General features: G+C 64.2%; 20 protein-coding genes. 13 read left to right on the top strand and 7 right to left on the bottom strand.

The genetic code is table 11. The annotated features are described in order from the left end of the window. Positions 1–21: 21 nt before the first annotated feature. From upp to KF796_12275, 3 genes are all read left to right on the top strand, one after another. Positions 22–651, top strand: a complete 630-nt coding sequence (gene upp, locus KF796_12285) for a uracil phosphoribosyltransferase (protein ID MBX3587411.1) — start codon at positions 22–24, stop codon at positions 649–651. Between the two features lie 136 nt (positions 652–787). After that, complete coding sequence (locus KF796_12280) at positions 788–1,777, top strand: BMP family protein (protein ID MBX3587410.1); 990 nt, start codon at positions 788–790, stop codon at positions 1,775–1,777. 5 nt (positions 1,778–1,782) lie between these two features. Further along, positions 1,783–2,751: a 5'-methylthioadenosine/S-adenosylhomocysteine nucleosidase gene (locus tag KF796_12275; protein ID MBX3587409.1), complete on the top strand. Its 969-nt coding sequence runs from the start codon at positions 1,783–1,785 to the stop codon at positions 2,749–2,751. Between the two features lie 33 nt (positions 2,752–2,784). Here the strand turns inward: KF796_12275 and KF796_12270 are convergent, their stop codons facing one another. Further along, entirely contained in the window at positions 2,785–3,324 is a 540-nt protein-coding gene (locus tag KF796_12270) for a thioesterase family protein (GenBank protein MBX3587408.1), read from the bottom strand. Between the two features lie 63 nt (positions 3,325–3,387). Here KF796_12270 and KF796_12265 point away from each other — a divergent pair, with 63 nt between their 5' ends. The 7 genes from KF796_12265 to KF796_12235 all read left to right on the top strand — a co-directional run bounded on the left by KF796_12265 (position 3,388) and on the right by KF796_12235 (position 11,993). Then, positions 3,388–3,852, top strand: a complete 465-nt coding sequence (locus KF796_12265) for a MarR family transcriptional regulator (GenBank protein MBX3587407.1) — start codon at positions 3,388–3,390, stop codon at positions 3,850–3,852. Between the two features lie 20 nt (positions 3,853–3,872). Beyond that, positions 3,873–5,534, top strand: coding sequence for an ABC transporter ATP-binding protein (locus KF796_12260; GenBank protein ID MBX3587406.1), 1,662 nt, complete (start codon positions 3,873–3,875; stop codon positions 5,532–5,534). Further along, complete coding sequence (locus KF796_12255) at positions 5,524–6,585, top strand: ABC transporter permease (protein ID MBX3587405.1); 1,062 nt, start codon at positions 5,524–5,526, stop codon at positions 6,583–6,585. The genes KF796_12260 and KF796_12255 overlap by 11 nt, the downstream gene beginning before the upstream one ends. A 4-nt stretch (positions 6,586–6,589) precedes the next feature. Next, a complete protein-coding gene (locus tag KF796_12250) occupies positions 6,590–7,513 on the top strand; it encodes an ABC transporter permease (protein MBX3587404.1) in 924 nt (307 codons plus the stop codon). Between the two features lie 267 nt (positions 7,514–7,780). Beyond that, the gene (locus tag KF796_12245; protein ID MBX3587403.1) at positions 7,781–9,316 is read left to right on the top strand and encodes a BCCT family transporter; all 1,536 of its coding nucleotides are present in this window, start codon (positions 7,781–7,783) and stop codon (positions 9,314–9,316) included. A gap of 155 nt (positions 9,317–9,471) precedes the next feature. After that, positions 9,472–10,710 carry a glycosyltransferase family 1 protein gene (locus KF796_12240; protein ID MBX3587402.1) on the top strand — a complete coding sequence of 413 codons (1,239 nt, stop codon included), beginning with the start codon at positions 9,472–9,474 and terminating at the stop codon, positions 10,708–10,710. 14 nt (positions 10,711–10,724) lie between these two features. Continuing rightward, positions 10,725–11,993 (top strand): amidohydrolase family protein, encoded by a 1,269-nt coding sequence (locus KF796_12235; protein ID MBX3587401.1) that lies wholly within the window; start codon positions 10,725–10,727, stop codon positions 11,991–11,993. Between the two features lie 121 nt (positions 11,994–12,114). Here KF796_12235 and KF796_12230 read toward each other — a convergent pair whose 3' ends face one another. From KF796_12230 to KF796_12210, 5 genes are all read right to left on the bottom strand, one after another. Beyond that, positions 12,115–15,111: a type I restriction endonuclease subunit R gene (locus KF796_12230; protein MBX3587400.1), complete on the bottom strand. Its 2,997-nt coding sequence runs from the start codon at positions 15,109–15,111 to the stop codon at positions 12,115–12,117. Then, positions 15,098–17,203 (bottom strand): DUF1768 domain-containing protein, encoded by a 2,106-nt coding sequence (locus KF796_12225; protein ID MBX3587399.1) that lies wholly within the window; start codon positions 17,201–17,203, stop codon positions 15,098–15,100. Before KF796_12225 ends, KF796_12230 begins: the two co-directional genes overlap by 14 nt. Next, positions 17,203–18,237, bottom strand: coding sequence for a hypothetical protein (locus KF796_12220; protein MBX3587398.1), 1,035 nt, complete (start codon positions 18,235–18,237; stop codon positions 17,203–17,205). Before KF796_12220 ends, KF796_12225 begins: the two co-directional genes overlap by 1 nt. After that, on the bottom strand, positions 18,234–20,615 hold the full coding sequence (locus KF796_12215; protein MBX3587397.1) for an SAM-dependent DNA methyltransferase: 2,382 nt from the start codon (positions 20,613–20,615) through the stop codon (positions 18,234–18,236). Before KF796_12215 ends, KF796_12220 begins: the two co-directional genes overlap by 4 nt. A gap of 249 nt (positions 20,616–20,864) precedes the next feature. Continuing rightward, positions 20,865–21,749 (bottom strand): GIY-YIG nuclease family protein, encoded by an 885-nt coding sequence (locus KF796_12210; protein MBX3587396.1) that lies wholly within the window; start codon positions 21,747–21,749, stop codon positions 20,865–20,867. A gap of 424 nt (positions 21,750–22,173) precedes the next feature. On the opposite strand from KF796_12210, the gene KF796_12205 reads away from it, so the two are divergent. Together KF796_12205 and KF796_12200 are read left to right on the top strand one after the other, a co-directional pair. Next, positions 22,174–23,226 (top strand): alpha/beta hydrolase, encoded by a 1,053-nt coding sequence (locus KF796_12205; protein MBX3587395.1) that lies wholly within the window; start codon positions 22,174–22,176, stop codon positions 23,224–23,226. Beyond that, the gene (locus tag KF796_12200) at positions 23,223–23,795 is read left to right on the top strand and encodes a hypothetical protein (GenBank protein MBX3587394.1); all 573 of its coding nucleotides are present in this window, start codon (positions 23,223–23,225) and stop codon (positions 23,793–23,795) included. The genes KF796_12205 and KF796_12200 overlap by 4 nt, the downstream gene beginning before the upstream one ends. Here the strand turns inward: KF796_12200 and KF796_12195 are convergent, their stop codons facing one another. Next, the gene (locus KF796_12195) at positions 23,796–24,914 is read right to left on the bottom strand and encodes a Fic family protein (GenBank protein MBX3587393.1); all 1,119 of its coding nucleotides are present in this window, start codon (positions 24,912–24,914) and stop codon (positions 23,796–23,798) included. A gap of 213 nt (positions 24,915–25,127) precedes the next feature. Here KF796_12195 and KF796_12190 point away from each other — a divergent pair, with 213 nt between their 5' ends. After that, entirely contained in the window at positions 25,128–26,180 is a 1,053-nt protein-coding gene (locus KF796_12190; protein MBX3587392.1) for a hypothetical protein, read from the top strand. Positions 26,181–26,205: the final 25 nt, after the last annotated feature.

Below are 26,205 nucleotides of genomic sequence, written 5' to 3'. Positions count from 1 at the left end.
TCCAGAGAAGGCAACATTCCAATGAGCAACGTCCACCTGATCGACCACCCGCTGGTGCAGCACAAGCTGACGCTGATGCGCAAGAAAGAGGCCAGCACCAACAGCTTTCGCCGGCTGCTCAACGAGCTGGCCTCGCTGATGGCCTATGAGGTCACGCGCGACATGCCGCTGCAGGACGTGGAGATCGAAACCCCGCTGGAGACCATGACCGGCAAGATGATCGACGGCAAGAAGCTGGTGTTCGTCTCGATCCTGCGCGCGGGCAACGGCATCCTGGAGGGCATGCTCAACGTGGTGCCCGGCGCGCGCGTGGGCCATGTGGGCCTGTACCGCGACCCCAAGACGCTGACCGCCGTGGAGTACTACTTCAAGATGCCGCACGACATGCAGGAGCGCGACATCGTGGTGGTCGACCCGATGCTGGCCACCGGCAACTCGGCCATTGCGGCGGTGGAGCGGCTCAAGGAGCTCAATCCCAAGTCCATCAAGTTCGTCTGCCTGCTGACCTGCCCTGAAGGCATTGCCGCACTGCAGAAGGCCCACCCCGACGTGCCGATCTACACCGCCGCGATCGACCGTCAGCTCAACGACCACGGCTACATCCTGCCGGGCCTGGGCGACGCCGGCGACCGCATCTTCGGGACGAAATGACGCCCACCCCCGAAGCGGCCTGCGGCCGCCTCCCCCTCAAGGGGGCAACGCCTGCGGCCCGGCAAAGCCGGTTCCGCGGCGTTCCCGAATTTCAACCCGTGCACTCCCCTGTTTCTTCCTTATAGAGGTACTTTTCATGACCAAACGCCGTTCCCTGATCGCCCTGGCCGCAGTTGCGGCGCTGTCCGCCCCCGCCTTTGCGCTGGACCACCCCAAGCTCAAGGTGGCCGCGGTCTACACCGTGCCCTTTGAACAGCAGTGGGTCAGCCGCCTGCACAAGGCGCTCAAGGCCGCCGAGGCGCGCGGCGAGATCGAGTACAAGGCCAGCGAGAACGTGAGCAACGCCGACTACGAGCGCGTCATGCGCGAGTACGCCACCGGCGGCAACCAGCTCATCGTGGGCGAGGCCTTTGCCGTGGAGGCCGCCGCCCGCAAGGTGGCCAAGGACTTCCCCAAGACCTCGTTCCTGCTGGGCAGCTCGGGCAAGCCGCAGGCGCCCAACTTCAGCGTGTTTGACAACTTCATCCAGGAGCCGGCCTACCTGAGCGGCATGGTGGCCGGCGGCATGACCAAGAGCAACAAGATCGGCATGGTCGGCGGCTTCCCCATCCCCGAGGTCAACCGCCTGATGAACGCCTTCATGGCCGGCGCGAAAGAGGTCAACCCCAAGGTCGAGTTCACCGTGAGCTTCATCAACAGCTGGTTTGACCCGCCCAAGGCCAAGGAAGCCGCCTTTGCCATGATCGACAAGGGCGCCGACGTGATGTACGCCGAGCGCTTTGGCGTGAGCGACGCCGCCAAGGAAAAAGGCAAGCTCGCCATCGGCAACGTCATCAACACCCAGCCGCAGTACCCCGACACCGTGGTGGCCTCGGCGCTGTGGAACTTCGAGCCCTCGGCCGACCGCGCCATCAAGCTCGTGAAGGAAGGCAAGTTCACCGCCGAAGACTACGGCCAGTACTCCATGATGAAGTACAAGGGCTCCGAGCTCGCGCCGCTGGGCACGTTTGAGAAGAAGGTGCCCGCGCCCATCGTGGCCAAGGTCAAGACCAAGGAGGCCGAGATCCTGGCCGGCAAGTTCACCGTCAAGGTGGACGACAGCCAGCCCAAGTCCACCGCCAAGTGATGGCCATGCCCACCATGGCATCGGGGCTGCGTCGTCTGCTGGGCCCGGCGGCTCTCGCGCTCACCCTGGCCGGCGCCAGCCTGCTGGGCGGCTGCGCGGCCACCGGCCCGGCCGTCACAGCCCAGGGCGGCAAGCTCGACAGTGCCGAGCGCATCGTCGTCATGTCGGCCTTTGCGCCCGAGCTGGTGCTGCTCAAGAAGCAGCTGCAGTCGCCGGCGGTGCACAGCGTCAACGGCGTGGAGTTCACCACCGGCCAGCTTCAAGGCCACCCCGTGGTGCTGATGCTCTCGGGCATCAGCATGACCAACGCGGCCATGAACACCCAGCTGGTGCTGGACCGCTTCAAGGTCAGCCGCATCGTGTTCAGCGGCATTGCGGGCGGCGTCAACCCGGCGCTGCACATTGGCGACGTGAGCGTGCCCGAGCAGTGGGGCCAGTACCTTGAGGTGGTCATGGCACGCGAAACCGCGCCCGGACAGTTCACGCCTCCTTCCTGGACCAAAGGCACCACCCTGCCGCCCTACGGCATGCTGTTTCCCCGCCCCGTTGAAACGCGGGTTGAAGGCCAGCCGCAACCCGTGCGCAAGTTCTGGTTCGAGGCCGACCCGAAGATGCTGGCCGTGGCGCGGACGCTGGGCAGCGTGCCGCTCGCGCACTGCCTGGGCACCAAATGCCTGAGCCACACGCCCAAGGTCACCGTGGGCGGCAATGGTGTCTCGGGCCAGGCCTTCATGGACAACGCCGCCTTCCGCGAATACACCTTCAAGACCTTCCAGGCCAACGTGCTCGACATGGAAACCGCGGCCGTGGGCCACGTGGCCTACAGCAACGGCGTGCCCTACATCGCCTTCCGCTCGCTGAGCGACCTGGCCGGCGGCGGCGAGGGCGAGAACGAAATGGGCACCTTCCTGGGCCTGGCGGCCGACAATTCGGCCAAGGTCATGCTGGCGTTTCTGGCGGCCTGGAAGCCCTGACGCGCCCGAATGCGCGGCCCCACACGTCAAGCCTCAGGCCTGGGCCTGCCACTGGCGGTCCATGACGCCGCTTTCTGCGGCCAGCCAGTCGCGCACCGGCTGGGGCAGCTCGCCGCCCGGCAGGGGCAAGCCCAACGCCGCGTACGACTGCTGGTTGGGCACCAGCCCCTGGCGCGACACCGCCGCGCCCTTCATGTAGCCCGCCGCGCAGACCTTGCCCTGGCTCACGAACTCAAAGCGCATGTAGTTCCACGCGGCGTCGCTGCCGTCGCTCTTGAACCGCAGCGTGTAGGTCTCGAACGGCGACAGGCCGCGCCGGTAGGTCACGAACGAACCGCCCGCCATGGGCCGCCAGCCGTTGCGCAGCAGCACCGCCGCAAAGCCCGTGCGCACGAAGTACTCCACCAGCATCAGGTCGATCAGGGTCAGGTAGCGGCCATTGTTCATGTGGCCGTTGATGTCCAGGTCGTTGGGCAGCACGCGCATGCGCCGCTCCAGCGTGTCGCCCAGCGTCAGCGGCGGCAGGCGCCAGGAGCGCAGCAGGGTCCAGATCAGTCGCAGGTAGAGATTCATGGCGGCCTACAATGTAGTTCAGTTTTGAACATTGTAGTTCATTGTTGAACCAATTGCACCGCCATGCCCAAAACGACCTCACGCCCCACCCCCGACGATCTGGCCGACACCCGGCGGGCCTGGCTGTCGGTGGTGCGCGCCTACAACCTGTGCACCAACGCGCTGTCCACCCGGCTGGCCGCGATGGACCTGCACCTGAGCGAGCACGAGGTGCTGGTCAACCTGGCCCACACCCCGCACATGACGCAGCAGGAGCTGGCCGCGCGCTGCTTCGTGGCCAAAAGCGGCATCAGCATGCTGCTCAAGCGCATGGAAGCCCAGGGCCTGGTGGCGCGCGAGCCCGATGAAGCCGACGGCCGCATCAAGCGGCTGGCCCTCACGCCCGCGGGCACGCGGCTGGCCACCCGCGTGCGGGCCATCCAGACCGAGGTGGTGACCGCCATGGGCCAGGGCATGAGCCCCGAAGAAACCGCGCTGGTCACCGATGTGATGGACCGCGTGAGCGCCCAGCTCGTGGCGCTGGGCTGATACCGCAGCGCGCCGCCTCCATGCCTGACACCGTTTTGCAGCTGTCCCACATCACCAAGCGCTTTGGCGCGCTGGTGGCCAATGACGACATCTCGCTCACGCTGGCGCGCGGCGAGGTGCTGGCCCTGCTGGGCGAGAACGGCGCGGGCAAGTCCACGCTGATGTCCATCCTGTTCGGCCACTACCGAGCCGACGCGGGCCACATTGAGGTGTTTGGCCAGCCGCTGGCGCCCGGCAACCCGCGCGCCGCGCTGGCCGCGGGCATTGGCATGGTGCACCAGCATTTCACGCTGGCCGACAACCTCACCGTGCTGGACAACGTGATGCTGGGCAGCGAGCCGCTGTGGCTGCCCTTCACGCGCCGCAAGGCCGCGCGCACCCGGCTGCTGGAGGTGGCCCAGCGCTTTGGCCTGCCGGTGGCGCCGGATGCGGCCGTGGGCACGCTGTCGGTGGGCGAGCGCCAGCGCGTGGAGATTTTGAAGGCGCTGTACCGCGGCGCGAGCATCCTGATCCTGGACGAACCCACCGCCGTGCTGACCCCGCAGGAAAGCGAGGCCCTGTTCGACACGCTGGCGCAGATGGTGGCGCAGGGCCTGTCCATCATCTTCATCAGCCACAAGCTGGGCGAGGTGCTGCGCGTGTCGCACCGCATTGCCGTGCTGCGCGCGGGCCGGCTGGTGGCCGACCTGCCCGCCGCGGGCGCCACCCAGGCCGACCTGGCCAATGCCATGGTGGGCCATGCGGTGGCGGCGCCCGAGCGCCGCCCCGCGCGGGCCGCCAGCACGCCCGCGCCGGTGTGCCTGCTGCAGGGCGTGCACACCCACGGCACGGCACGCGACGCGCTGCGCGGTGTGTCGCTCACGCTGCATGCGGGCGAGATCGTGGCCGTGGCCGGCGTCTCGGGCAATGGCCAGGTGGCGCTGGCCGAGCTGCTGTGCGGCACGCGGCGCCTCACGGCCGGCCGCGCCATGCTGCTGGGGCAACCGCTGCGGCCCTCGCCGCTGTGGCTGGTACACCAAGGCGTGGCCCGCATCCCCGAAGACCGGCACGCCATGGGCGTGGTGGGCGATTTGCCGCTGTGGGAAAACGCCGTGTCCGAGCGCCTGCGCAGCCCGGCGCTGCGCCACGGGCCGCTGGTGCGCCGCGCGGCCGCGCGGGCCCAGGCCCAGCGCATCGTGCAGGCGTTTGACGTGCGCGGCGGCGGGCTCGACGCCCCGGCACGCGCGCTGTCGGGCGGCAACATGCAAAAGCTCATCCTGGGGCGTGCGCTGCTGGCGCCTGGCGCCGCTCCACATGGCACGGCTCCCGCTTCCGACGACACGCCCCGCCTGATCGTGGCCCATCAGCCCACCTGGGGCCTGGACATTGGCGCAGTGGCCTATGTTCAGCAGCAGTTGCTGGCCGCGCGCGACGCCGGCGCCGCCGTGCTGCTGATCAGCGACGACCTGGACGAGGTGATGATGCTGGGCGACCGCATTGCCGTGATGCACAGTGGCCAGCTGGGCGAGGCCCGACCCGCCGACGGCTGGACGCGCGAGAGCGTGGGGTTGGCGATGGCGGGGGTGGCTAGCCCTTCGATCCTTCGACACGCTCAGGACAGGCCAGGCTCAGGGGGAACGGAGTTGGCGAGCCCTTCGACAAGCTCAGGGCGAACGGGGGCGGGACCTGACCATGCGCCTTGAAAAACGCCCCGCCCTCTCCCGCACCGCGCAGGTGCTCGCGCCGCCGGGCGCCGTGGCCTTCACGCTGCTGATCACCGGCTTGCTGGTGCTGTGGACGGGCCAGCCCGTGGGCTCGACTTACGCGCTGCTGTTCAAGGGCGGCTTTGGTTCGGTGTTTGCCATCAGCGAGACGCTCACGCGCGCCATCCCGCTCATGCTCACCGGGCTGGCCGCGGCGGTGGCCTTCAAGGCGCGGCTGTTCAACATTGGCGCCGAAGGGCAGCTGTATGCCGGCGCGCTGGCCGCCATTGCCGTGGGCGGCCTGCATGGCGGCGCGGGCTTTGACGCGCCCGCGTGGCTGCTGTTCCCGGCCATGATGGCCGCCGCCGCGCTGGCCGGCGCCCTGCTGCTGCTGGGCCCCGCGCTCATGAAGGCCAGGCTGGGCGTGGACGAGGTGGTGACCACGCTGCTGCTCAACTTCATCGTGCTGCTGGCCGTGGGCGCGCTGCTCGACGGCCCCATGAAAGACCCCACCGCGCTGGGCTGGCCGCAAAGCGTGGCGCTCAACCCCGCGCTGGAGCTGGGCAAGCTGATCGAGCAGACCCGCGTGCACACCGGCCTGCTGTGGGGCGGCGTGCTGGCGCTGGGCCTGTGGGGGCTGCTGAACCACACGGTGCTGGGCTTTGACATCCGCGCCGTGGGCGCCAACCCGCGCGCCGCCGCGTTTGCCGGCGTGGGCACCACGCGCACCCTGGTGCTGGTGGCGCTGCTGTCGGGCGCGCTGGCCGGGCTGGCCGGCGCCATCGAGGTGGCCGGCCGCACCAGCTATGTCACGCTGGACATGTCGCCCGGCTACGGCTACAGCGGCATCGTCATTGCCATGCTCGCGGGCCTGCACCCTCTGGGCGTGGTGCTGGCCAGCGTGTTTGTGGCGGGCGTGCTGGTGGGCGCCGACAGCATGAGCCGCGCCATTGGCGTGCCCACCTACCTGGCCGACGTGATCGTGGCCACCTCGCTGCTGGCCGTGCTGGTGGCGATGCTGGCCGCGCAGTACCGGCTGCGCTGGAAATGAAGCCATGAGCGAGCTGCCCACCATCCTGGCCAATGCCGACTTCTGGGTCGCGGTGCTGCGCATTGCCACGCCGCTGATCCTGGGCACGCTGGGCGTGCTGCTGTGCGAGCGCGCGGGCGTGCTCAACCTGGGCATCGAGGGCATCATGGTTGCCGGCGCCTTCACGGGCTGGCTGGCGGTGTACCAGGGCGCGCCGCTGTGGGTGGGCGTGGGCGTAGCGGCGCTCACCGGCGCGGCCTTTGGGCTGCTGCACGCGGCGCTCACCGTGGGGCTGGCGCTGTCGCAGCATGTGTCGGGCCTGGGCATCACGCTGCTGGCCACGGCGCTCAGTTATTTTGGCTACCGCGTGAGCTTTCCCAAAGTGAGCACACCGCCCACGGTGCAGCCGTTCCAGCCCATGGACTGGCTGCCCGTGCCCGTGCTGGGCGAGCAGACGGCGCTCACGCTGCTGGCACTGCTGCTGGTGCCGTTGATCGGCTGGGCGCTGTACCGCACGCCGCTGGGCCTGGCGGTGCGCATGGTGGGCGAGAACCCGCAGGCCGCCGAGGGCCAGGGCATCTCCGTGGTGGCCACGCGCACCGGCGCCGTGGTGGCGGGCTCGGCGCTGATGGGCGTGGCGGGCTCGTTCCTCACGCTGTCGGCCTTCAACGCCTTCTTTTTCAACATGGTCAACGGCCGCGGCTGGATCTGCGTGGCGCTGGTGGTGTTTGCCAGCTGGCGGCCCGGCAAGGCGCTGCTGGGCGCCATTTTGTTTGCGTTTTTTGACGCGCTGCAGCTGCGCCTGCAGCAGGCCGGCGGCGCCGTGCTGCCCTACCAGCTGTACCTGATGCTGCCCTATGTGCTGTCCATCCTGGCGCTGGTGCTGGTGGCGCGCAAGGCCGCGTACCCGCAGGCGCTCATGAAGCCTTACCGCAAGGGCGAGCGCTGAAACGGGCGGCGTCTATAATTGGAGCCCTTCTCGACGGCACCGCAGCCCGGTTGACCCCGGCCCCCTGCGGACCTTGCTGACTAACCCGTCGTTCATTCCCTCGGATGAACGCACTCCCCGAGGCTGATGGCAGCCGGGCAGTGAACGGGTCCCTGATGTCACATCGGGCTGCCGTTTTCTTATCACCGCCAATCGCCGTGGCAACCGGCGCCAACGGGCTTGACCGACAAGGTCCAGCATGGGCGCCGCCATGGCCGAAGGAAGCACATGCAGCTTTTTGCGTCAGCCGGGTTGATCCTGGCGATGGTCCTCTGGGGCATTTTTTCGCCCGCCACGCTGGGCAGCGTCTTCAATGACGCGCTCGCCGTCATCACCCACAACTTTGGCTGGTTCTACCTGTGGGTGGTGCTGGGCCTGGTGATCATGGCCGTGGTGCTCGCGGTCAGCCGCTATGGCGACCTCAAACTCGGCGCCGAAGACGACGAGCCCGAGTTTTCCACCGGCGCCTGGTTCTCGATGCTGTTTGCCGCCGGCATGGGCATTGGCCTGGTGTTCTGGGGCGTGGCCGAGCCGATCTCGCACTTTGGCGCGCCGCCGCCCGGCATTGCCGCCAACACGCCCGAGGCCGCCAACGCCGCCATGCGCTACAGCTTCTTCCACTGGGGCTTTCACCCCTGGGCGGTGTACAGCATCGTGGCGCTGGCCATTGCGTTCTTCCAGTTCCGCCGCGGTGGCTCGGGCCTGGTCAGCACCGCGGTCGAGGCCCTGCCCTGGCCCGCAGTCAAAAAGCTTGGCCCGCTGGTCAATGTGCTGGCGGTGATTGCCACGGCCTTTGGCGTGGCCGCCTCGCTGGGCATGGGCGCGCTGCAGATCAACAGCGGCCTGCATGCGGTGGTGGGGCTGCCCGTGGCCCCCGCCTCGCAGATCGGCATCATCGTGGTGACCACGGCGCTGTTCCTGCTGTCGGCCGTGAGCGGCGTGACCAAGGGCATCAAGTGGCTGTCCACCATCAACCTGGTGATGGCCGCGGCGCTGGCGGTGGCGGTGTTCATCCTGGGGCCGACCATTGCCATCATTGACACCTTCACCACCACGCTGGGCAACTACGCCACCGAGTTTGTGCGCATGAGCCTGCGCATGACGCCGTTCCGCGACAACAGCTGGGTCGGCGGCTGGACCATCTTCTACTGGGCCTGGTGGGTGTCGTGGTCGCCGTTTGTGGGCCTGTTCATTGCCCGCGTGTCGCGCGGCCGCACGGTGCGCGAATTCATTCTGGGCACGGTGTTTGCGCCCACGCTGGCGGCCTTTGTCTGGTTTGCCGTGTTTGGCGGCACCGCGCTCCACATGGAGATCATGCAGGCCGTGCCCGTGGCTGACGCCGTCAAGGCCGATGTGTCGACCGCGCTGTTTGCCATGTTCAACGCCCTGCCCCTGAGCGGCCTGCTGTCGGGCGTGGCCACGCTGCTGGTGCTGCTGTTCTTTGTGACCTCGGGCGACTCCGCCACGCTGGTGCTGGGCATGATGACCAGCGGCGGCAACGAGAACCCCAGCGCGCGCATCAAGATCGTCTGGGGCGTGCTGGTCTCGGGCATTGCCATCAGCCTGCTGCTGGCAGGCGGGCTCAAGTCGGTGCAAACCGCCACCATCGTGTTTGCCCTGCCCTTCACCGTGGTCATCGTGCTGATGGCCGTGTCGCTATGGCGCGGCCTGCGTGAAGACCACGCCGAAGAACAGGCGCGTGAGCGTGACTTGCGCAAGCGCATGCGCGAGCAGCTGGCCACGGGCAACAGCACGGCGCGCTAAGCCGGGGCCGCCGGCGCGCAAGGGCGCCAAAGGCCGGCCGGGGCCGAGGCCGGCAAGGCCAACGCCCCCGCCTGGACGCCCCGGGCTGAACTCAACCTCGCCAGCCGCTGAGCCGCTCGTCCGCTACCCGGTGTTCATCGCTTATCCTGCTGGCCATGAACATCACCCTGGTCACGGTCGGCACGCGCGGCGACGTGCAGCCCATGGTGGCGCTCGGCCAGACGCTGCAGCAGCGCGGCCACACCGTCACGCTGGCCGCACCACCGGACTGTCGCGAATGGGTGACCGGCCAAGGCATCAATTTCGCGCCGGTGGGCTCAGACATGAAGCAGTGGCTGCACAGCAACCCGGCAGCGCTTTCAGGCAAGCCCGCAGCCGCCATTGCGGCAGCCCGGGAGTTTTTTGCCCGCCAGTTGCCGCTGCAGGCGCAAGACATTGAAGCCGCCTGCCAGGGCGCCGACGCCATGGTCTGGGCCGGCCTGTCGCTGGCGGCGCCGGTGGTGGCGCACCGCCTGAAGCTGCCGCTGCTGGGCGTGTGCTTTTCCACCGGGGTGCTGCCCTCGCCTTCGGGCCAGCACGCGCCCCCTTCGGCCCGGCGCCACGGGTTGCCCCGCTGGATCAACCGGGTGCAGTGGGCGATGCACAGCTTTGTGAGCAACCGCATTGCCGGCAAACCGCTGAACGCCCTGCGCGCGCAGGCCGGCCTGCCGCCCGTGAAGCTGCGCGACGTGCTGATGCAGGGCCAGTTCTTCCTGGCCGTGGACCCTGAGCTTTTTCCGCGCGACCCGGCCTGGGGCGTCAACATCCGCAGCGGCCAGTTCATCTTTCATGACGACCCGCGCCCGCTGGACCCCGACCTGGAAGCCTGGCTGAACCAGGGCGAGCCGCCCGTGTATGTGGGCTTTGGCAGCATGTCGGGCCCCGGCACCGAGCACATTGGCAGCATCGTGCATGAAGCGCTGGCCGCCACCGGCCGCCGCTGCCTGATCAGCGCCGGCTGGGCCGGCCTGGGCACGCAGGGCCTGCCCGCCCACTGGCGCGTGGTGGGCGACGTGGCGCACCCCGCGCTGTTCCCGCGCATGGCGGCGGTGGTGCACCACGGCGGCTCGGGCACAACCGCCAATGCGCTGCGGGCCGGCGTGCCCCAGGTGCTGCTGCCGCTGATCATGGACCAATACCACCACGCGCACCGCCTGTGGAAGGCGGGGCTGACACCCCAACCCGTGGCCATGGAAAAGATCACCGCGCCACAACTGGCCAGCGCCATCCAGGCCACCATGGCCTTGCCCGCCGGGCCACGGCAGCACTTTGCCCGCAGGCTGCGTGAAAGCGACGGCAACGCCCAGGTTGCCGCCGCACTCGAAGCGCTGGCTGCTGCGGCACCTGCAAATTAACTTAAGCTGAAACCATGCTCGACCTGCTCATCACCCAAGCCAGCCTGCCCGACGGGCGCACCCACATGTCGGTGGCCGTGCAAGACGGCAAGATTGTTGAAGTGACCGAAGGGCCGATCCACGGTGCCCAGGCCAAAGAGACGGTCGACGCCAACGGCTACCTGCTGAGCCCACCGTTTTGCGACCCGCACTTTCACATGGACGCCACGCTGAGCTACGGCCTGCCGCGCGTGAACGAAAGCGGCACCCTGCTGGAGGGCATTGCGCTGTGGGGCGAGCTCAAGCCCACGCTCCGTGCCGAAGACATGATCGAGCGCGCGCTGACCTATTGCGACTGGGCCGTGGCCAAGGGCCTGCTGGCCATCCGAAGCCATGTGGACACCAGCGACCCCAGCCTGCTGCCCGTGCGGGCCATGCTGGAAGTGAAAAAGCGCGTGGCCAGCTACATCGATCTGCAGCTGGTGGCCTTTCCGCAAGACGGCGTGCTGAGGACGAAAGGCGGCCTGGACAACCTCAAAAAAGCGCTGGACCTGGGCGTGGACGTGGTGGGCGGCATCCCCCACTTTGAGCGCACCATGGCGCAGGGGGCCGAGAGCGTGCGGCTGCTGTGCGAGCTGGCCGCGCAGCAGGGCAAGCTGGTGGACATGCACTGCGACGAAAGCGACGACCCGCTCAGCCGGCACATTGAAACCCTGGCCTATGAAACCCAGCGCCTGGGCCTGCAGGGCCGCGTGACGGGCTCGCACCTGACCTCCATGCACAGCATGGACAACTACTACGTGAGCAAGCTCATCCCTTTGATGGCCGAGGCCGGCGTGAGCGCCGTGGCCAACCCGCTCATCAACATCACCCTGCAGGGCCGCCACGACACCTACCCCAAGCGCCGCGGCATGACCCGCGTGCCCGAGCTCATGGCCGGCGGCGTGACCGTGGCCTTTGGCCACGACTGCGTGATGGACCCGTGGTACAGCCTGGGCAGCGGCGACATGCTGGAGGTGGCCCACATGGGCCTGCATGTGGCGCAGATGACCAGCCAGAAAGGCATGCGCGCCTGCTACGACGCCGTGACCACCCACGCCGCCAAGGTGATGCACCTGCAGGGCTATGGGCTGGAGGTGGGGTGCGATGCGAGCTTTGTGCTGCTGCAGGCGCGGGATGTGGTGGAGGCGATTCGGTTGAGGGCCAACCGATTGAAGGTTTGGAAAGGTGGCGACAATGTCGCGATAGGTCAGCCCGCTTCGATTGAATTAAGGCTGCCCGGACGCTCAACACTCATTTCTTAGCCGCATAAGTAGTGAGTTGGACCGGCCAGATTCGTTTGCGCGATTTTCCGAGGTAATCGTTCAGCGTCTTAAGTATTGTCAATGCATCAGGTACGCGTTCTTCATTTCCCAAATCAGCTTGTTATGCACCCCCTTTTATGCTTAGCGGCGAATGCTGCAATGACGTTGTTGGTTGATAAGTCGAATCAAACACCATATCGGTCAGCCAGCGCTTGAAACTGGGGTTGTCGCTGAACTGTTTGAAGAGCTCGGTGTGGTCGGAGATCAGCTCTAGCACCACGCGATTGAGCGCCTTGTCGTGCTCCAGCTTGGCGTTCTGCTTGTCGGAGTTGGCCTGCGCGTTTTGGTAGGCCTTGTCCTGAGCCACGCGCGCTGGAATTTCCTCGGTGATGACCTTGCGAATCTTGTCGCCGTCCTTCCATTCGATGTTGCCGAACATGTCGTTAAAGGCTCTGATGATGTTCGACAACTTGTCGATTTCCGGCGTACCGCCACCGCCGCCCCCGCCGGGAGGGGGCGGTTCGATGAAGGCGTCGGCATCGTCCATCGACATCTTCAGTGACGCCTGCGCTTCTACCCGATAGCTGTCCATGTCGATGGCTTCCAGCACACCCTTGGAGAGGTCTTCCTCTTTCGGGGCCGGTAGCTTCGGGATCAGAAAGTTCAGGAAGATCGACAGCTTTTCCCACGCAGGGTGGCCGTAGGTCAGGATCGCTGCAAGAAAGCCATAGCTGCGCACGAAAGCCTTGGCCTTGCCCTTGAACTCGACTTGACCGTCTTCGTCCAGGTTGTCGATGTACTCGGCCACACAGGTATCGAGAATGGGGTCGAGCTTGTCGCGGTCTGCGCCGGTGACATAAAGCGCAACCAAATCTTCAACCTGCTGCCAGCTGTACACCTGTTTGGCATCGAGGTCATTCTTCAAGTCGTGCAGCTTGTTGGGGTCGGTTTCGCCGACCTGCACCGTCGCGCGGTAATAGTCCTGAAATGCGGCTTTCACGGCCTCGGCGTTGTCGGCAAAGTCCAGCACGAAGGTATCGCGCTTTTGCGGGTGAGCTCGGTTCAGCCGCGACAGCGTTTGCACCGCCAGCACGCCCGCCAGCGGCTTGTCCACGTACATCGTATGCAGCAGCGGCTCGTCAAAGCCGGTTACGAACTTGTTGGCGACGATCAGAAAGCGATACGGGCCTTGCTTGAGCTTGGACGGAATGTCCTTGCTCGGGAATTCGTTGAGGTCGGCTTCGGTTTTCCTCACCCCGCTAATTTCAAAGTCGCCCGAGTACGCCACGATGGCCTTGAATGGGCTCTTGATTGAGGCGAGGTAGTCCGACACCTCACGGTAGTAGTCGATGGCCCGTGCGATGCCGTTGCAAACGATCATCGCCCGCGCCTTGCCACCGATCTTTTGCTTCCCCGCCACCTGCGCGACGAAGTGGTCAACCATGATCTCGGCCTTCTTGCGGATGGCCTTATCGTGGGATTCGACGTAGTGACGAATCTTCTTCAGCGCCTTCACCTTGTCGAAGTCGGGATCGTCCTCCACCGTCTTGGCGACGTGATAGAAGCTGTCCACCGACGTGTAGTTCGCAATCACGTCGAGGATGAAACCCTCCTGAATCGCCTGCTTGGTGGTGTAGGTCAATTCCTCCGGCGAGCGGTAACGCGCCTCGCCGCCCTCGATGAACCGCTCTCCGAACAACTCCAGCGTCCGGCTTTTCGGCGTGGCCGTGAACGCGAAGTAGCTAGCGTTCGACAGCATCTTGCGCGACTCGATCAGTTTGTTGACGGCATCCTCAACGGATTCCTCGTCGTCCTCGTCGTCACCAGGGGCGCCTGACAGGGCCATGTGCATCTTGGCCGTCGTCTTGCCTCCCTGGCTGGAATGCGCTTCATCGATCAGCAGCGCGAACTTTTTGCTGCCAAGGTCGCCCAACTCATCGAGGATGAACGGGAATTTCTGTACCGTCGTCACGATGATCTTCTTGCCTTTGCGCAGAAAGGTGCGCAGCTCGGCGGCATCCTCGGAATGGCCGAAGATTGACGCGACGTGGTCGTAGCTTTTGATGGTGCGGGCTATCTGGGTGTCCAGCGCGCGTCGGTCGGTGATGACGATCACCGAATCGAACTGAGCCAACATCGCATCGGCGGCGGTCTTGAGTTCGACCAACTGGTGAGCCAGCCAAGCAATGGTGTTGCTCTTGCCGCTGCCTGCCGAATGCTGGATGAGATAACGCTTGCCAACCCCATCCTCGCGGGAGCGGCGCAGTAAGGCACGGACGGTACGCAGTTGATGAAACCGTGGGAATACCTGCTTGCGCCGCTTCTTGCCCTTTTCGTCTTCCTCTTCCACCACCTGCGTGAAGTTCTCGATGATGTTGGCCAGCGAGTCCTTGACCAGCACCTGCTTCCACAAATAGTCGGTTTTCAAGCCGTGCGGGTTGGGCGGGTTGCCCGCGCCGCTGTTCCAGCCCTGGTTGAATGGCAGGAACCACGAGGTCTTACCGGTGAGATGCGGGCAGAACCGCACCTCGGCATCGTCCACCGCCATGTGCGCCACGCAGCGGCCCAACTGGAACAGCAGCTCGCCCGGGTTGCGGTCGGTCTGGTACTGGGTGATGGCATCGGCGACGGTCTGCTTGGTCAGCGAGTTTTTCAACTCGAATGTCATCACCGGCAGGCCATTTATGAAGATGGCGGCGTCCAGCGAGCGCTGAGCCTCGTCATTGCTGTAGCGCAACTGGCGGGTAACGCTGAAGATGTTCTTGCCGAAGTTCTCAGCAGCACTGGCGTTGCCCGGCGTGGGTAGCAGTTTGTACAGATCAACGTGAACCGGGCCGTGGCCCATGCCCTTGCGCAGCACATCGACCACGCCCCGTTTCGCGATCTCGCCCTGGATGCGGTGCAAGAACTGGGTGCGCTTGATGCCCTCGCTTGCCAGTTCCAGTGTTTCGACCCCCTTGGGCTGGGTGACCTGCAGAAACGCCAGCAACTGCACCACGTCCACCGCCACGTCGCGGTTGTAGTCGCTGGGGTTGCCCTGCACATAGCCGCCGCTGTTGCAGAGGTCGCGCACGATCAAGGCCTCCAGGCCCTTTTCGCTGGTGTCAGTCGTCGCCATCGTCTTCCTCCCCATCGGTATACAACTCTTCGTCGCCGCCTAGCACTGCTAGGTCTTCGTCGGCCATCCCGTCATCAGAGCCCGGCACCCAGCCACGCACGTCGACTTGGCCGGTGACTACATCGGCAATCTGGCGTTCGCGGTACTCGTGGATGAGCGCAATTTCGCTCCTAATCCTGTCAATGGCCGAGTCCTGTTCTGTTGTCGCAGTTTGGAGAGCCATCAAGATGCTGTCTTGCTCAACCAGGGGGGGCAAAGCGATCTGAAAGTTCTTCACAAAATCCAGAGAAACGCGCTGCTGTCCAGCAGCCCCGGTCATGGCGTCGGCTCCGAGAGTTCTGAACGTCTTTATCGACAACAGCTTGGCCAGAAAGGCCGGACGAATGCGCAGAGCTTTAGCACGCAGGACAATGAATTCCGTGGTGCCAAAACCAATGTCTGTGGGCAAAGCATCCAACAGTCCGCCTTTGCCGTTCTCGAAGCACGGCGTGATTTTGGCCATGACTACATCGTGTCGTCGGAAGTACGTGTAGCCCTCCCAGACGTCGGATGTCTTTCGCCGATTGACGTTCTGGAGCTTGCCGTCCGTCGTGATGCATTCCATTGGTAGGAATGACACCATCTCATCGCTGAGCCGGAATGCTGCACTCTCCGAGCGCGACGGGTTGAACTGCGCAACGTGCTTGAGCTTGCATGTTCCCCAATGCGCCGGGACATGTGCGATCCAATGAATACCCGAGTCGCGCTGTGTCGCAGTTGCATCGAGGCCCTTGGTGACAGCCTGCTCAACAATGTTCTGCTTCTGCTCAGTGAGTAGTCCAATTAGGTTGCGTTTTGCCTTGATGAAGCGGGCAATGTTGGCGTCCTGCGCCCGAAGGTAGGCGACCATCTGGTCTTGCTCGGTGCGAGGCGGCTGAATCAGCGCGATGTCGAGAAACTGGTTCGGGTAAAGGCGCAGACGCGAGGATCGGATGCCGGTTGAGCGCCCGATGTATTCAGCAACGTAGGCACGGGTGCGCAGTAGGTAGTCGAGATACGCTGGGTTAAAGCTGTCGGCACGGTGCGGCCGATACACGCCGTAGGCGGGACTGACGATCCCAACGTGCCTGCTCGCACCAAGCGCTGCCATCCACGCCCAAAGCGTGTTGATCACGATATCCCCAGGACGGCACAGCTTGGAGCCAACATAGCTCGCAGACTTGAACATCGTCACGTTCTTCTGGCTGCGCGGCGTAACCCCGGTCAGGTGCGATACCGACAGAAGCTCCTCTTCGCCGGTGCGCGAGCGCTCATCCACCTCACGAAAGAAGACCTTGGCGCGCTGCTCGTCCCAGTGCTCGGGCACCGGCGGCAGCCAACGCATTCGCGCCGTGCGGTAGGCTTCGTATGCAGCCTTGTGTGATTGAGCCGCAGCCGGAGCATCCGGAAGAGCTGTAGCCAGGACGGTGACAGTAGCATCCGTCCCAAAGAGGGCGCCTTGTTCCTGATCGTCGGCGGCCTGCGATGGCGAACCGGATGCGACTTCAATCGGCCGCCCCAGCAGCAGGAACTGCGGAATGTCAGGGGGCGCAACATCAAGGGCTGCGTCGCGCCCTTGCTGCTTCACCTGTTCGCGTAGTTCCATCAGCAGCCTACCCAAGACGTTCATGCCAACGAGGGTGTCGCCGTTGTCAACGACCTTTGCACCCCAAAAATCATCCTTACGCGACTCCTCGACGATGGGCCGCTCGCCCGTTCTCAACAGCAGCGTGCTGAAGGTGTTCCAGTTGTTGGCCAGCTTCATGCGCAGGCTCCAGCGCATGATGCGAACTCGTACCTGATCCCAATCGGGGCGCGAATCCTTGCGATAGGGCTTGCTCCGCATCTTGGCTGTCATCGGGCTAATCTGTCCGATGATCATTTGCTGCACATCGGGAAGATGCGGGAAGCGGCAGACCTGATACAACGCCTCGGAGGTTAGTATCCTCAGCCCATTCACCTGGATCGGGTAGCCACCTGCCATGTTGGAGAGTCCGCCAAACGGTTCGCTCGTCTTGAGAAAGACGATGCTCTCCTTACGGATGTAGGTTCGAGTCTTATCTCTATCGCCCATCAGAGACCGCCTCCGGTCAGGTCGGCGAACATTCTTCTCACAGCAGTCTGCGTGTTCGTGGTGCGCGGGAACAGCGGGTACCACGGCGCATCCACCCAGAAAACCAGCGGAGCGTTGTTGGGGCAGTTGCGATAGGTCACGATGAGCGAGCCGAAGCCCAGTGTCTCCAGCGTCATGTGCCCCAGCGGTCGCTGAGTGGCACCAAGGTTGGGGCAAATCTGGCGGATGTGGACACCGGCTTTCAGGAATTCCTGCTCCAGCAGAATCTTGGCCGCGTCGCTGGAGAAAAGGCCCGCTGCGCCGGGGCTGCCTGCGGCTCTGAGGGTTGGCTGATATTGCATGGCGGCCACGTAGGCTTGCACTGCCGGGTCATTCGGGATCGCCGTCGGGCGCAGTACGTCCGATGTTGCGCTGTAGGTCCGTCTGTCCTCCAACTCTATGGCGTGCCACCAAGTGATGTCGATCTTCTTTCCCGAAGCTCTAATGACTTCTTGAATCTTGCCGTTGGCGTAATACTGTCCGCCACTGTGCTGGGCGATGCACATCACATGTACTTTCGCCTGTGCGGGCGCCTGGTCACGAACCCATCCCTCAAGGTCGCGCCGCACACGGTTGCCGGTGAAGATGCCATCGTCCAGATAAACGAAAACATCATCACCGCGCCCGCATTCGTCGATGCCGAACCCGAACTTCTCCGTCAGTTGCTCAGAGAACAGGGCCAGCATGTCGGTCTGGCTGTCGCCGCCACCCTGAATGTCGAGGAAGTTGGCGTTGCGCCAGAACTGGTTGGCGTCGTTGCCTGTGAGCTTTTCGGCGCTGATCGCTCCGCTGATGAATTGAGACACCTTCTCCTTCGAGAAGTAGATGTTCTTCAGGACGTGGTCTATCTCCTGCAGGATAGGCAACTGCACAGCAGCGTCGAACTGCTGGACCCAGCGCTCAACGTGGTCGGTGATGGGCTGAGGGAGCGAGCCATTCCTGTAATCCTGAATAGTCTGAGCGATAGACGCCAGAAGGTTGTTCCGTTGGCTCATGCTGGAATTTCTCCCACGATCTTGTGCAGCAAGCCCTCTGTCTGCTGCTCCAACTTCAGGATGTCGGCGCGGATCTGATCCAGCGTCCTAAGCGGCGTCGGCTTATAGAAATAGCGGGCAAACGAGATCTCGTAGCCGATCTTGGTGCCGTCCATAGCGATCCAGGCGTCGGCAGCGTGCGGCAACACTTCGCGGGCGAAGAACGCCTCTATGCCCCCCGGCTCCTTGAGCGGCACCTGCTCGGTATCACGCAGGTCGGTATCGGCCTCGTATTCGACCATGAAGCGATCCTTGCCCGCGGTTTCCAGGTACGCGCCATCGTAGCCGGGTTCGAAATGCTCACCCGTCTTGAGCTTGCTGCGCTTGGCGATAACAGGCGGCGCTGTTTCGTCGCGCCAGCTCACCGCTTTGTAGATGGCCTTTTTCTCGGGCGCACCCAGCTTCTTGCTGTGCGCCTTCATCGTGGCATCAAATCGCGTGCGGAACTCGTTGTGGTCGTCGAAGACGCCTTCGCCAAGTTCCCGCTGCGCCAGCTTGGCCAGTTCCACCAACGTCTTGTCACGCAACCACGTTGCGGGGTCGAGCAGCTTCTTGCGCCGTTTTTCCGGCATCGCTTTCTTGGTGGTCTTGACGTCTTCGTCGTCCGACTCGTCGTCGGCATCCTCGTCGCCATCGTCACCCTTCAGCCACGCTTCGATTTCGGGCTTGAGCTTGGCGAATTCCGTGTACACCTTGTCGCTGTACTTGGTGTAAATCTCGCTGCGCAGGGCTTCGTCGCCCGTGGCAAAGCGCAGGCTTTCGATGGCGTTGCGTTTGAGCTGGCTTTTGAGGCGTAGCGGGCGTTCAACCGTGATCTTCCAGTAGCCGAAGTCGGCGTTGTCGAACCACTTGCATTCGGGCGTTTCTTTCGCGGCCTCTGCATCGGCGGGGGGCTGGTCGAGGTAGTACTTGAGGATGCGTTCAATGTCTGCATCTGCCAGCTCGCAGTTCTTCTTGCCAAGGTTGCGCCGCATCGGCAGGAACCACTTAGAAGCGTCGATCAGCTGCACCTTGCCGCGTCGGTGCGCGGCCTTCTTGTTGGCCAGCACCCAGATGTAGGTCGCGATGCCGGTGTTGTAGAAGATGTTGAGTGGCAGGGCGATGATGGCTTCAAGCCAGTCGTTCTCCAGCACCCAGCGGCGCACATTGCTTTCGCCCTGGCCCGCGTCGCCAGTGAACAAGGCTGAGCCGTTATGCACCAGAGCAATGCGGCTGCCCAGCGGCGTGTTGTGCTTCATCTTCTGCAGCTTGTTCACCAGGAACATCAGCTGCCCGTCGCTGGAACGGGTGATGAGCTTGAACTCGGCATCGCCGCCGTGATTGACGATGAAGCGCGAGTCGCTGAATTCCTTCTTGCCGCCCATCCGGTCAAGGTCGGTCTTCCAACTCTTGCCGTAAGGCGGGTTAGAGATCATGAAGTCGAACTCGCGCGACCGGAACTGATCGGCCGACAGTGTCGACTTGTCCGCACCGCCGACGATGTTCTCGGCCTCATCACCTTCGCCCTTGAGCAGCAGGTCAGCCTTGCAGATGGCGTAGGTTTCGGGATTGATCTCCTGACCAAACAGGTGAATCGAGACTTCCTTGTCGTGGCTCGCGGCCAGTTCGTGCAGCGCCTCTTCGGCCACGGTCAGCATGCCGCCCGTGCCGCAACTGCCGTCGTACAGCAGGTAGGTGCCTGACTGGATTTGGTCGGCCACTGGCATGAACAGCAACTTGGCCATCAGTTTGACCACGTCACGCGGAGTGAAGTGCTCGCCAGCCTCTTCGTTGTTCTCTTCGTTGAAGCGGCGGATCAACTCCTCGAACACCGTGCCCATGCCGTGGTTGTCGAGTGCGGGCAGTTTGATCCGACCATCCGAATCCTTGACAGGAAGCGGCGCGAGGTTGATCTCCGGGTCGAGGAAGTCGTTGATCAAGTGGCCGAGAATGTCGGCCTCGACCATCGTTTGGATCTGGTCTCTAAATTTGAACTTTGCCAAGATGTCCTGAACATTCGGGGAGAAGCCGTCCAGGTAATCAACAAAGTTATCGCGAAGGCGCTGTCCTTGTCCACTGACAGTGAGAGTGGCGAGGGTGAATTCCGACGTGTTGTAGAACGCCTGTCCGGCTGCCATGCGAAGCGCGCCGTCCTGCTCGGCCACCTTATGCGTGTCGAGGAACTTCTTGCGCTCCAGCACCGCCTGCTTGTTCGATTCCAGCACGGCATCGAGCCGCCTGAGCACGGTGAACGGCAGGATCACATCGCGGTACTTGCCGCGCACGTACACGTCGCGCAGGCGGTCGTCCGCGATGTTCCAAATGAAATCGGCGATCCACTTAAGGTTGGTTTTGTCCATTGAAAACTAACGAGCGCCAACACACGAGTATTGACGCACCGACTCCTCTATTTGTTAATGTACGGTTTCTGCTTGCCAACAAGGTTTCATTTTCAGTTGGGGAATTGAGTCGGATGATTTTCTTGTACTTTGTCAGACATGAGACGGCACTTAGTTGGTCAGAGGCATAGGTGGCCAGTGTCGCATCCATCACGCTCCCATCTGCCAGCGATTTGAGACGGCAGATCATCATAGAAACGTGCGGTCGCGCTATACCAGCGGCTGCTGGCGCCTCACAGCATCAAGAGTACGGCCATCTGCCGTCTTCCACTCCAGCCACCCATTGGCCGTCCGCCCAAGCAGAGCCAAGGCAGCCATGCTTGGGGACCTGAACAGATGATCGCGGCGAAAAACGACCTTATCGCCCTGCGCTTCCATCGCACCAGACTCCAACAGCCGTTCACGCAGTCGCCCGCCCGCAGTCCCAATGATGGAAGGGACGCTTTCGAGGCGACCCACCGAGCCGGCCAGCACAACAAACCCCTCTTCGGTGTACAGGCCTCGCCCTCTTGCACCAGTAGCTGTGCACACAAATTCATCCTCCGTTTCTGTACTGGCTGCAGGTGAAGGTTTAGCGACGGGCTCAAACAGCGGGAAGCCCAGAGTTGCCAACAGCGTTCGGCCGGTGTCGTAAATCTCCAGGCAATCCGCCTCCAACGGCGCGGGGGTGTGCGGGCGCGACCCGGAGTTGCCGTTCTCATCGCCATATCGGCCTGCCCGCCGTGCACTTTGGACGCAGAGCCATTCCAGAAAAAGCGCATGGGTATTTGTGAGGCTGTTGGTACGAGATATCAACACCAAGGCCCGTTCCCAGAATTCTTTTTCTCTGTGATGCTTTGCCAACCGTTGGCGGAGGTCGCCCGTCTGGCCGATGTAGACACGAGGTTCCGCGCCATCGTCGGCGCCACCAAACAGAAAATAGAGTGCAACCTGTTCGCTTTCTGGCATCCGCACGAACTCGGGCAACAGCTTGCGAGGTACTTCGATGATCTGCACGATCCGCGTTGTTAGCTCGGCAATGCGAATACCGCGCGGGTCCCCGTGGGGCAAGAAAATCTGGATGGTTTGCGGACGAACTGCCTGGTTGCTTGTCATTGGAGCGCAAGGGTTTGCTAGAACCGCCATAGTGTCGCCGCTATTGCCCATTTTCGGCCCCTTCGGCAAGGCATCTCCTACGAACTGGGGATCGAATCGCCTTGCAGGGAACGCACCGCTCTCCTCCCCCGCGAGACTCAAAAAGTCAACAAGCGCGTCGAGAACGCTTGAATGGCCGCCTGGCACCACCACAAGATCAGTTTCAGTGCCAAAAGTGCCTGGAGTCCAATACCGGCGGCCACTGCGCGCTACACAAACCATAGCAATTCACACCACCACGGCACCCGGCCACAGGCCCGCGTGCTCGCTTCCTCCCCAGAATTGATTACGCGAAAACACCCGCATGGGTGCCCGCTGCCACGGCATAAACTCGGGCCCGCCCGCCGTCGCGGGCCCTCGCAACCCAACTCACCTTAACCTTCCCATGCTTGTCTTCACCAACCGCGAAATTGGGCCCGGCAGCGGCGCCTCAGCATTCAAGCGCAGCTTCCAGCCAGGGGGCACCCGCCTGGCCCTGGCCGACGTCACCGCCGGCGGGAGCGGCTGGAAGCTGCAGGGCATCAAGGACAACGTCAGCCAGAAGGACGCGCTTGACCAGTTGCAGCCGCTGTTCCAGGGCGCGGCGCCGCTGCTGCTGTACGTCCATGGCAACAACAACACGCCGGCCGACTGTTTCCGCCGCTCGGCGGACCTGCAGAAGCTCTATCCCGGATGCTTGGTTCTGGCGTTCTCGTGGGCATCAGAGGGGTTTCTGGCAGACGGCTCGCCGTTGCCGGGCCTGAGCGCCAACGAAGGCGGCGGCGACGAGGAAGAGTTCAGCGGCGTCACGCCTCAAAACCGGACCAAGGGCCCCATCCAGAACAAGATCCGCCGGTACCGCCAGGCCCAGACCAACGCCAGGGATTCGGTCGATGCCTTCGCCCGCATGCTGCGGCTGCTGGGCACCGCGCGGCTTCAGGCCAACGCCCAGCCGTTTTCGCTGGCCATCCATTCACTGGGCGGCCAACTGTTCCAGTACAGCCTGCAGGTTCCGGGGGCGACCGAATCGGCCAGCACGGCCCACAACGTGGTGCTGCTCGCGCCCTGCGTGCGGTCGTCAGGGCATGCCGAGTGGCTGACCCGGTTCAGGCCCAAGGGCCGTACCTATGTGACCTACAACCGGGGCGACAGCGTGCTGTTTGCCGCCTATGTGGCCGATGGCGAGCAAACCAAGCTGGGCACCGACCCTGGCCCCGACCTGCTGCACCGCGAAGGGGTGCGTTACATAAGCTTCTCCGACGCACCGAACGACTTCGGCGGCCACGCCTATTTCGTCAAGAGCCCCACCAAGGCGGCAAAAAAGCTGTTCTCGCGGCTGTTTGCCTCGCAGGTGGACTTCGGGCTGGACGAATCCCCCAAAACGGTCTACCCCCAGCGCTGCGAGCCCGATGGCTCCGTGTGCTACATGGCCGTGCCCAAGCAAGGTGACGTTGCATGAGCAGGGCCTGGGCACGCACTGCGCTTTGGTGCATGGGCTGCCTGCTGGCGGCGGGGTGCACAACCCTTTCGCAAGAGGCCAGGGACTACATCCAGACCTGCGACCACCGGCTGCAGCCGCAGCCGCTTTGCCTGGTGCAGCCCACCCCGCAGGCACGCACGCTCAAGGCCGGCGAAGGCGCCAGGGCCATGGTGGATGCCCGCTGCCTGTGGAACCGTACCGGTGTGCTCCTGGAGCCCGGCGCGCGGTACGTGGTCAGCGCGGGCCCCGCCCGCGATTGGCGCGACAAGGGCATTGAGAGCGACCTGGCCTCGGGCTGGACCGGCACCATGGCGTCGGCCCTGGAGCGGCTGGCCCGGCTTTTTGCGCGCGACAGCCACTCGCCCATGTATTCGCTGGTCGGTGCGCGTGGCAAGGAGGCGGCCGATTACGTCCTCATCGGCCACGGCCGGACGATCGAAGGCACCGGGCAGGCGACCGTCGAGCTCCAGGCCTTCGCCAACGACTGGCGTGCGATGTACGGCAACAACCATGGCTGCGTCGAGCTGACGATCTTGCGGGAGAAGTAATCAGGCGTACAGCTGGAACCGGTTGCTGTCGCGGCTGATCAGTTGCATCAGCTTGGGGTGGATAAAGAGCCTTTCTTTGCCCGCAGCCATTTCAACCAGCACGCCCAGGGCGGCCAGGGCGTGCAAATAGCGCGACGCAGCCTGGCGCTGCGCAATGCCTTTGTCCACCAGGTTGCCGATGCGGCAATAGGGTTGCTCAAAGATCACATCCACCAGTTCGCGGCTGTAGATTTTTGGCAGGCGGGTGCGCACGTGCTCGGTTGTGTGTTCGGCCAATTGGCGGATTGCGGCAATCTTGGCCGTGGTCCACTTCGACGTTTCGGCCACCGCCTGCAACATGAACAGCAACCAGGGCTCCCAGGCTTGGTCACGCGTTACCTCCAGCAGGAGTCGGTAGTAGTCGGCCTTATGCGCAATGACATGCCGGCTCAGGTACAAGATGGGTAAGCCCAGTAGTTCCTGCTGGATAAGAAACAGGATGTTCACAACCCTGCCGGTACGGCCATTGCCGTCAGTAAACGGGTGGATGGCTTCAAACTGATAGTGCCCAACGGCCATGCGGATCAATGGGTCGAGCTCGGTCTGGTTGTGCAAAAAGCGCTCCCAATTGGCCAGCAGCTCGCGCAGCATCGCCTCGCCCTCTGGCGGGGTGTACACCACCTCGCCGGTGCGGTCGTTGGCCAGCTGAGTACCCGGCGTACGGCGGATGTCCATGTCCACGCCCTTGAGGGTCCGGCAGATTTCCACCGCCGTGGCGGTGCAGAGCGGGCGGTCTTTGAGTGACTGGAAGCCTTGATGCAGCGCAGTGCGGTAGCGCAGCGCCTCTTTGGTCGCCGGGTCCGCCATTCCTTCCCCTTGGGCATGCTGGAACAGCTTGTCGGTCGTGGTGACGATGTTCTCAATTTCCGAGCTGTCTTTGGCTTCCAGCAACGGAATAGTGTTGATGAGCATTGCCTGGTTGGGAATCAGCTCCGCTGCCTGCTTCAGCTCGGCTAGCGCGGCGCGGGCCTCGATGCAGGCCTTGAGCACGGCACGGCTTTCCAGCTCATGCGTTGGCGGCAACACTGGCAATTGGTTGTACGGAATTTCTGGGCGCCAGGCGCTTGCGTGCTCGCTCATGATGGAAAAACCCGGTTTTAGCGACAGATTGACTAGCCTATGTGATCTGCAGCGACACGTCAACAAAACATGTCGTCATTTCAAATAAATAACGACATGTTCAAGAATGATGGCGCGGGCAACGACATCAAGTCAAAACGGCCTGATCGTCACCCAAAGGGCCCCACAATCCCCACTGGGCTGCCGCTGGGCCCAGCCACCTCTGCCCTGCCCATGACCACCCTCACCCCCCTCGCCCTCATCCTGGTCTACACCGCCGCGGCCGCCGCCGTCTGCGGCGCGGGCGTGGTGCTGGCCCGCGCCACCGACGCGCTGGACGAGGCCTTTGGCTGGGGGCAAGAGATGGGCGGCCTGCTCCTGCTGGCCATCGTGACCAACCTGCCCGAGATCGCCATCACGGTCAGCGCCGCGGCCAGCGGGCGGGTGGAGGTGGCCGTGGGCAACCTGCTGGGCGGCATTGCCATCCAGACGCTGCTGCTGGCGCTGTTTGACGTGGCGGGCAACAAGGGCCGCGTGCCGCTGCTGGCCCGCGCCGCGTCGCCATCGCTGCTGATCGAGGGCACCTTGGTGGCGGTGCTGCTGGGTCTGGTGCTGGTGGGGCACCAGCTGCCCCAAGGCTGGATTTTCTGGCGCGTCACGCCCGACGGCGCGCTGATGGTGCTGGCCTGGCTGAGCGGGCTGCTGCTGATCCGCCGGGCAAGCCAGGCCAAGGCTGCCAGCGCCCAAAAGCCGGGCCAGCAACCCGCCAGCCAGCGGCCCCCTACTCAAGCTGCCCAAGCCACCCAGGCCAGCCGCCGCCAGCTGCTGCGCACGGGCGCCCTGTTTGCGGTGGCGGCGCTGTTCACGCTGGCCGGCGGCGTGCTGCTGGAGCTGTCGGGCGACGCACTGGCCGAGCACTGGGGCATGAGCGGCGCAGTGTTTGGCGCCACGGTGCTGGCGGCCTCCACCGCCCTGCCCGAGGTGGCCACCGGCCTGCCCGCCACGCTGCGCGGCGAATACGCGCTGGCCACCAGCGACATTCTGGGCGGCAACGCGGTGCTGCCCGTGCTGCTGGTGCTGGCCTCGCTGATCACGGGCCAGGCCGTGCTGCCGGGCACGGGCCTGGCGCCCCTCTTCATGACGGTGCTGGGCCTGGCCATGACGCTGCTGGTCATCGCCAGCCTCAAGCTGCAGCCCCGGCGCAAGTACGCCGGCCTGGGCTGGGATGGCTGGGGGCTGGTGGCGCTCTATGCCGCGGGCATTGCGCTGCTGGCAGTGGTGACTTAGGGGGAATGGCCGGCTGAGGTGGCCG

The organism is Ramlibacter sp. (assembly GCA_019635435.1).
Classification (GTDB): Bacteria; Pseudomonadota; Gammaproteobacteria; order Burkholderiales; family Burkholderiaceae_C; genus JAHBZM01.
The sequence above is the reverse complement of the archived record's forward strand: the minus strand, read 5'-3'. Positions and strand labels throughout refer to the sequence as shown.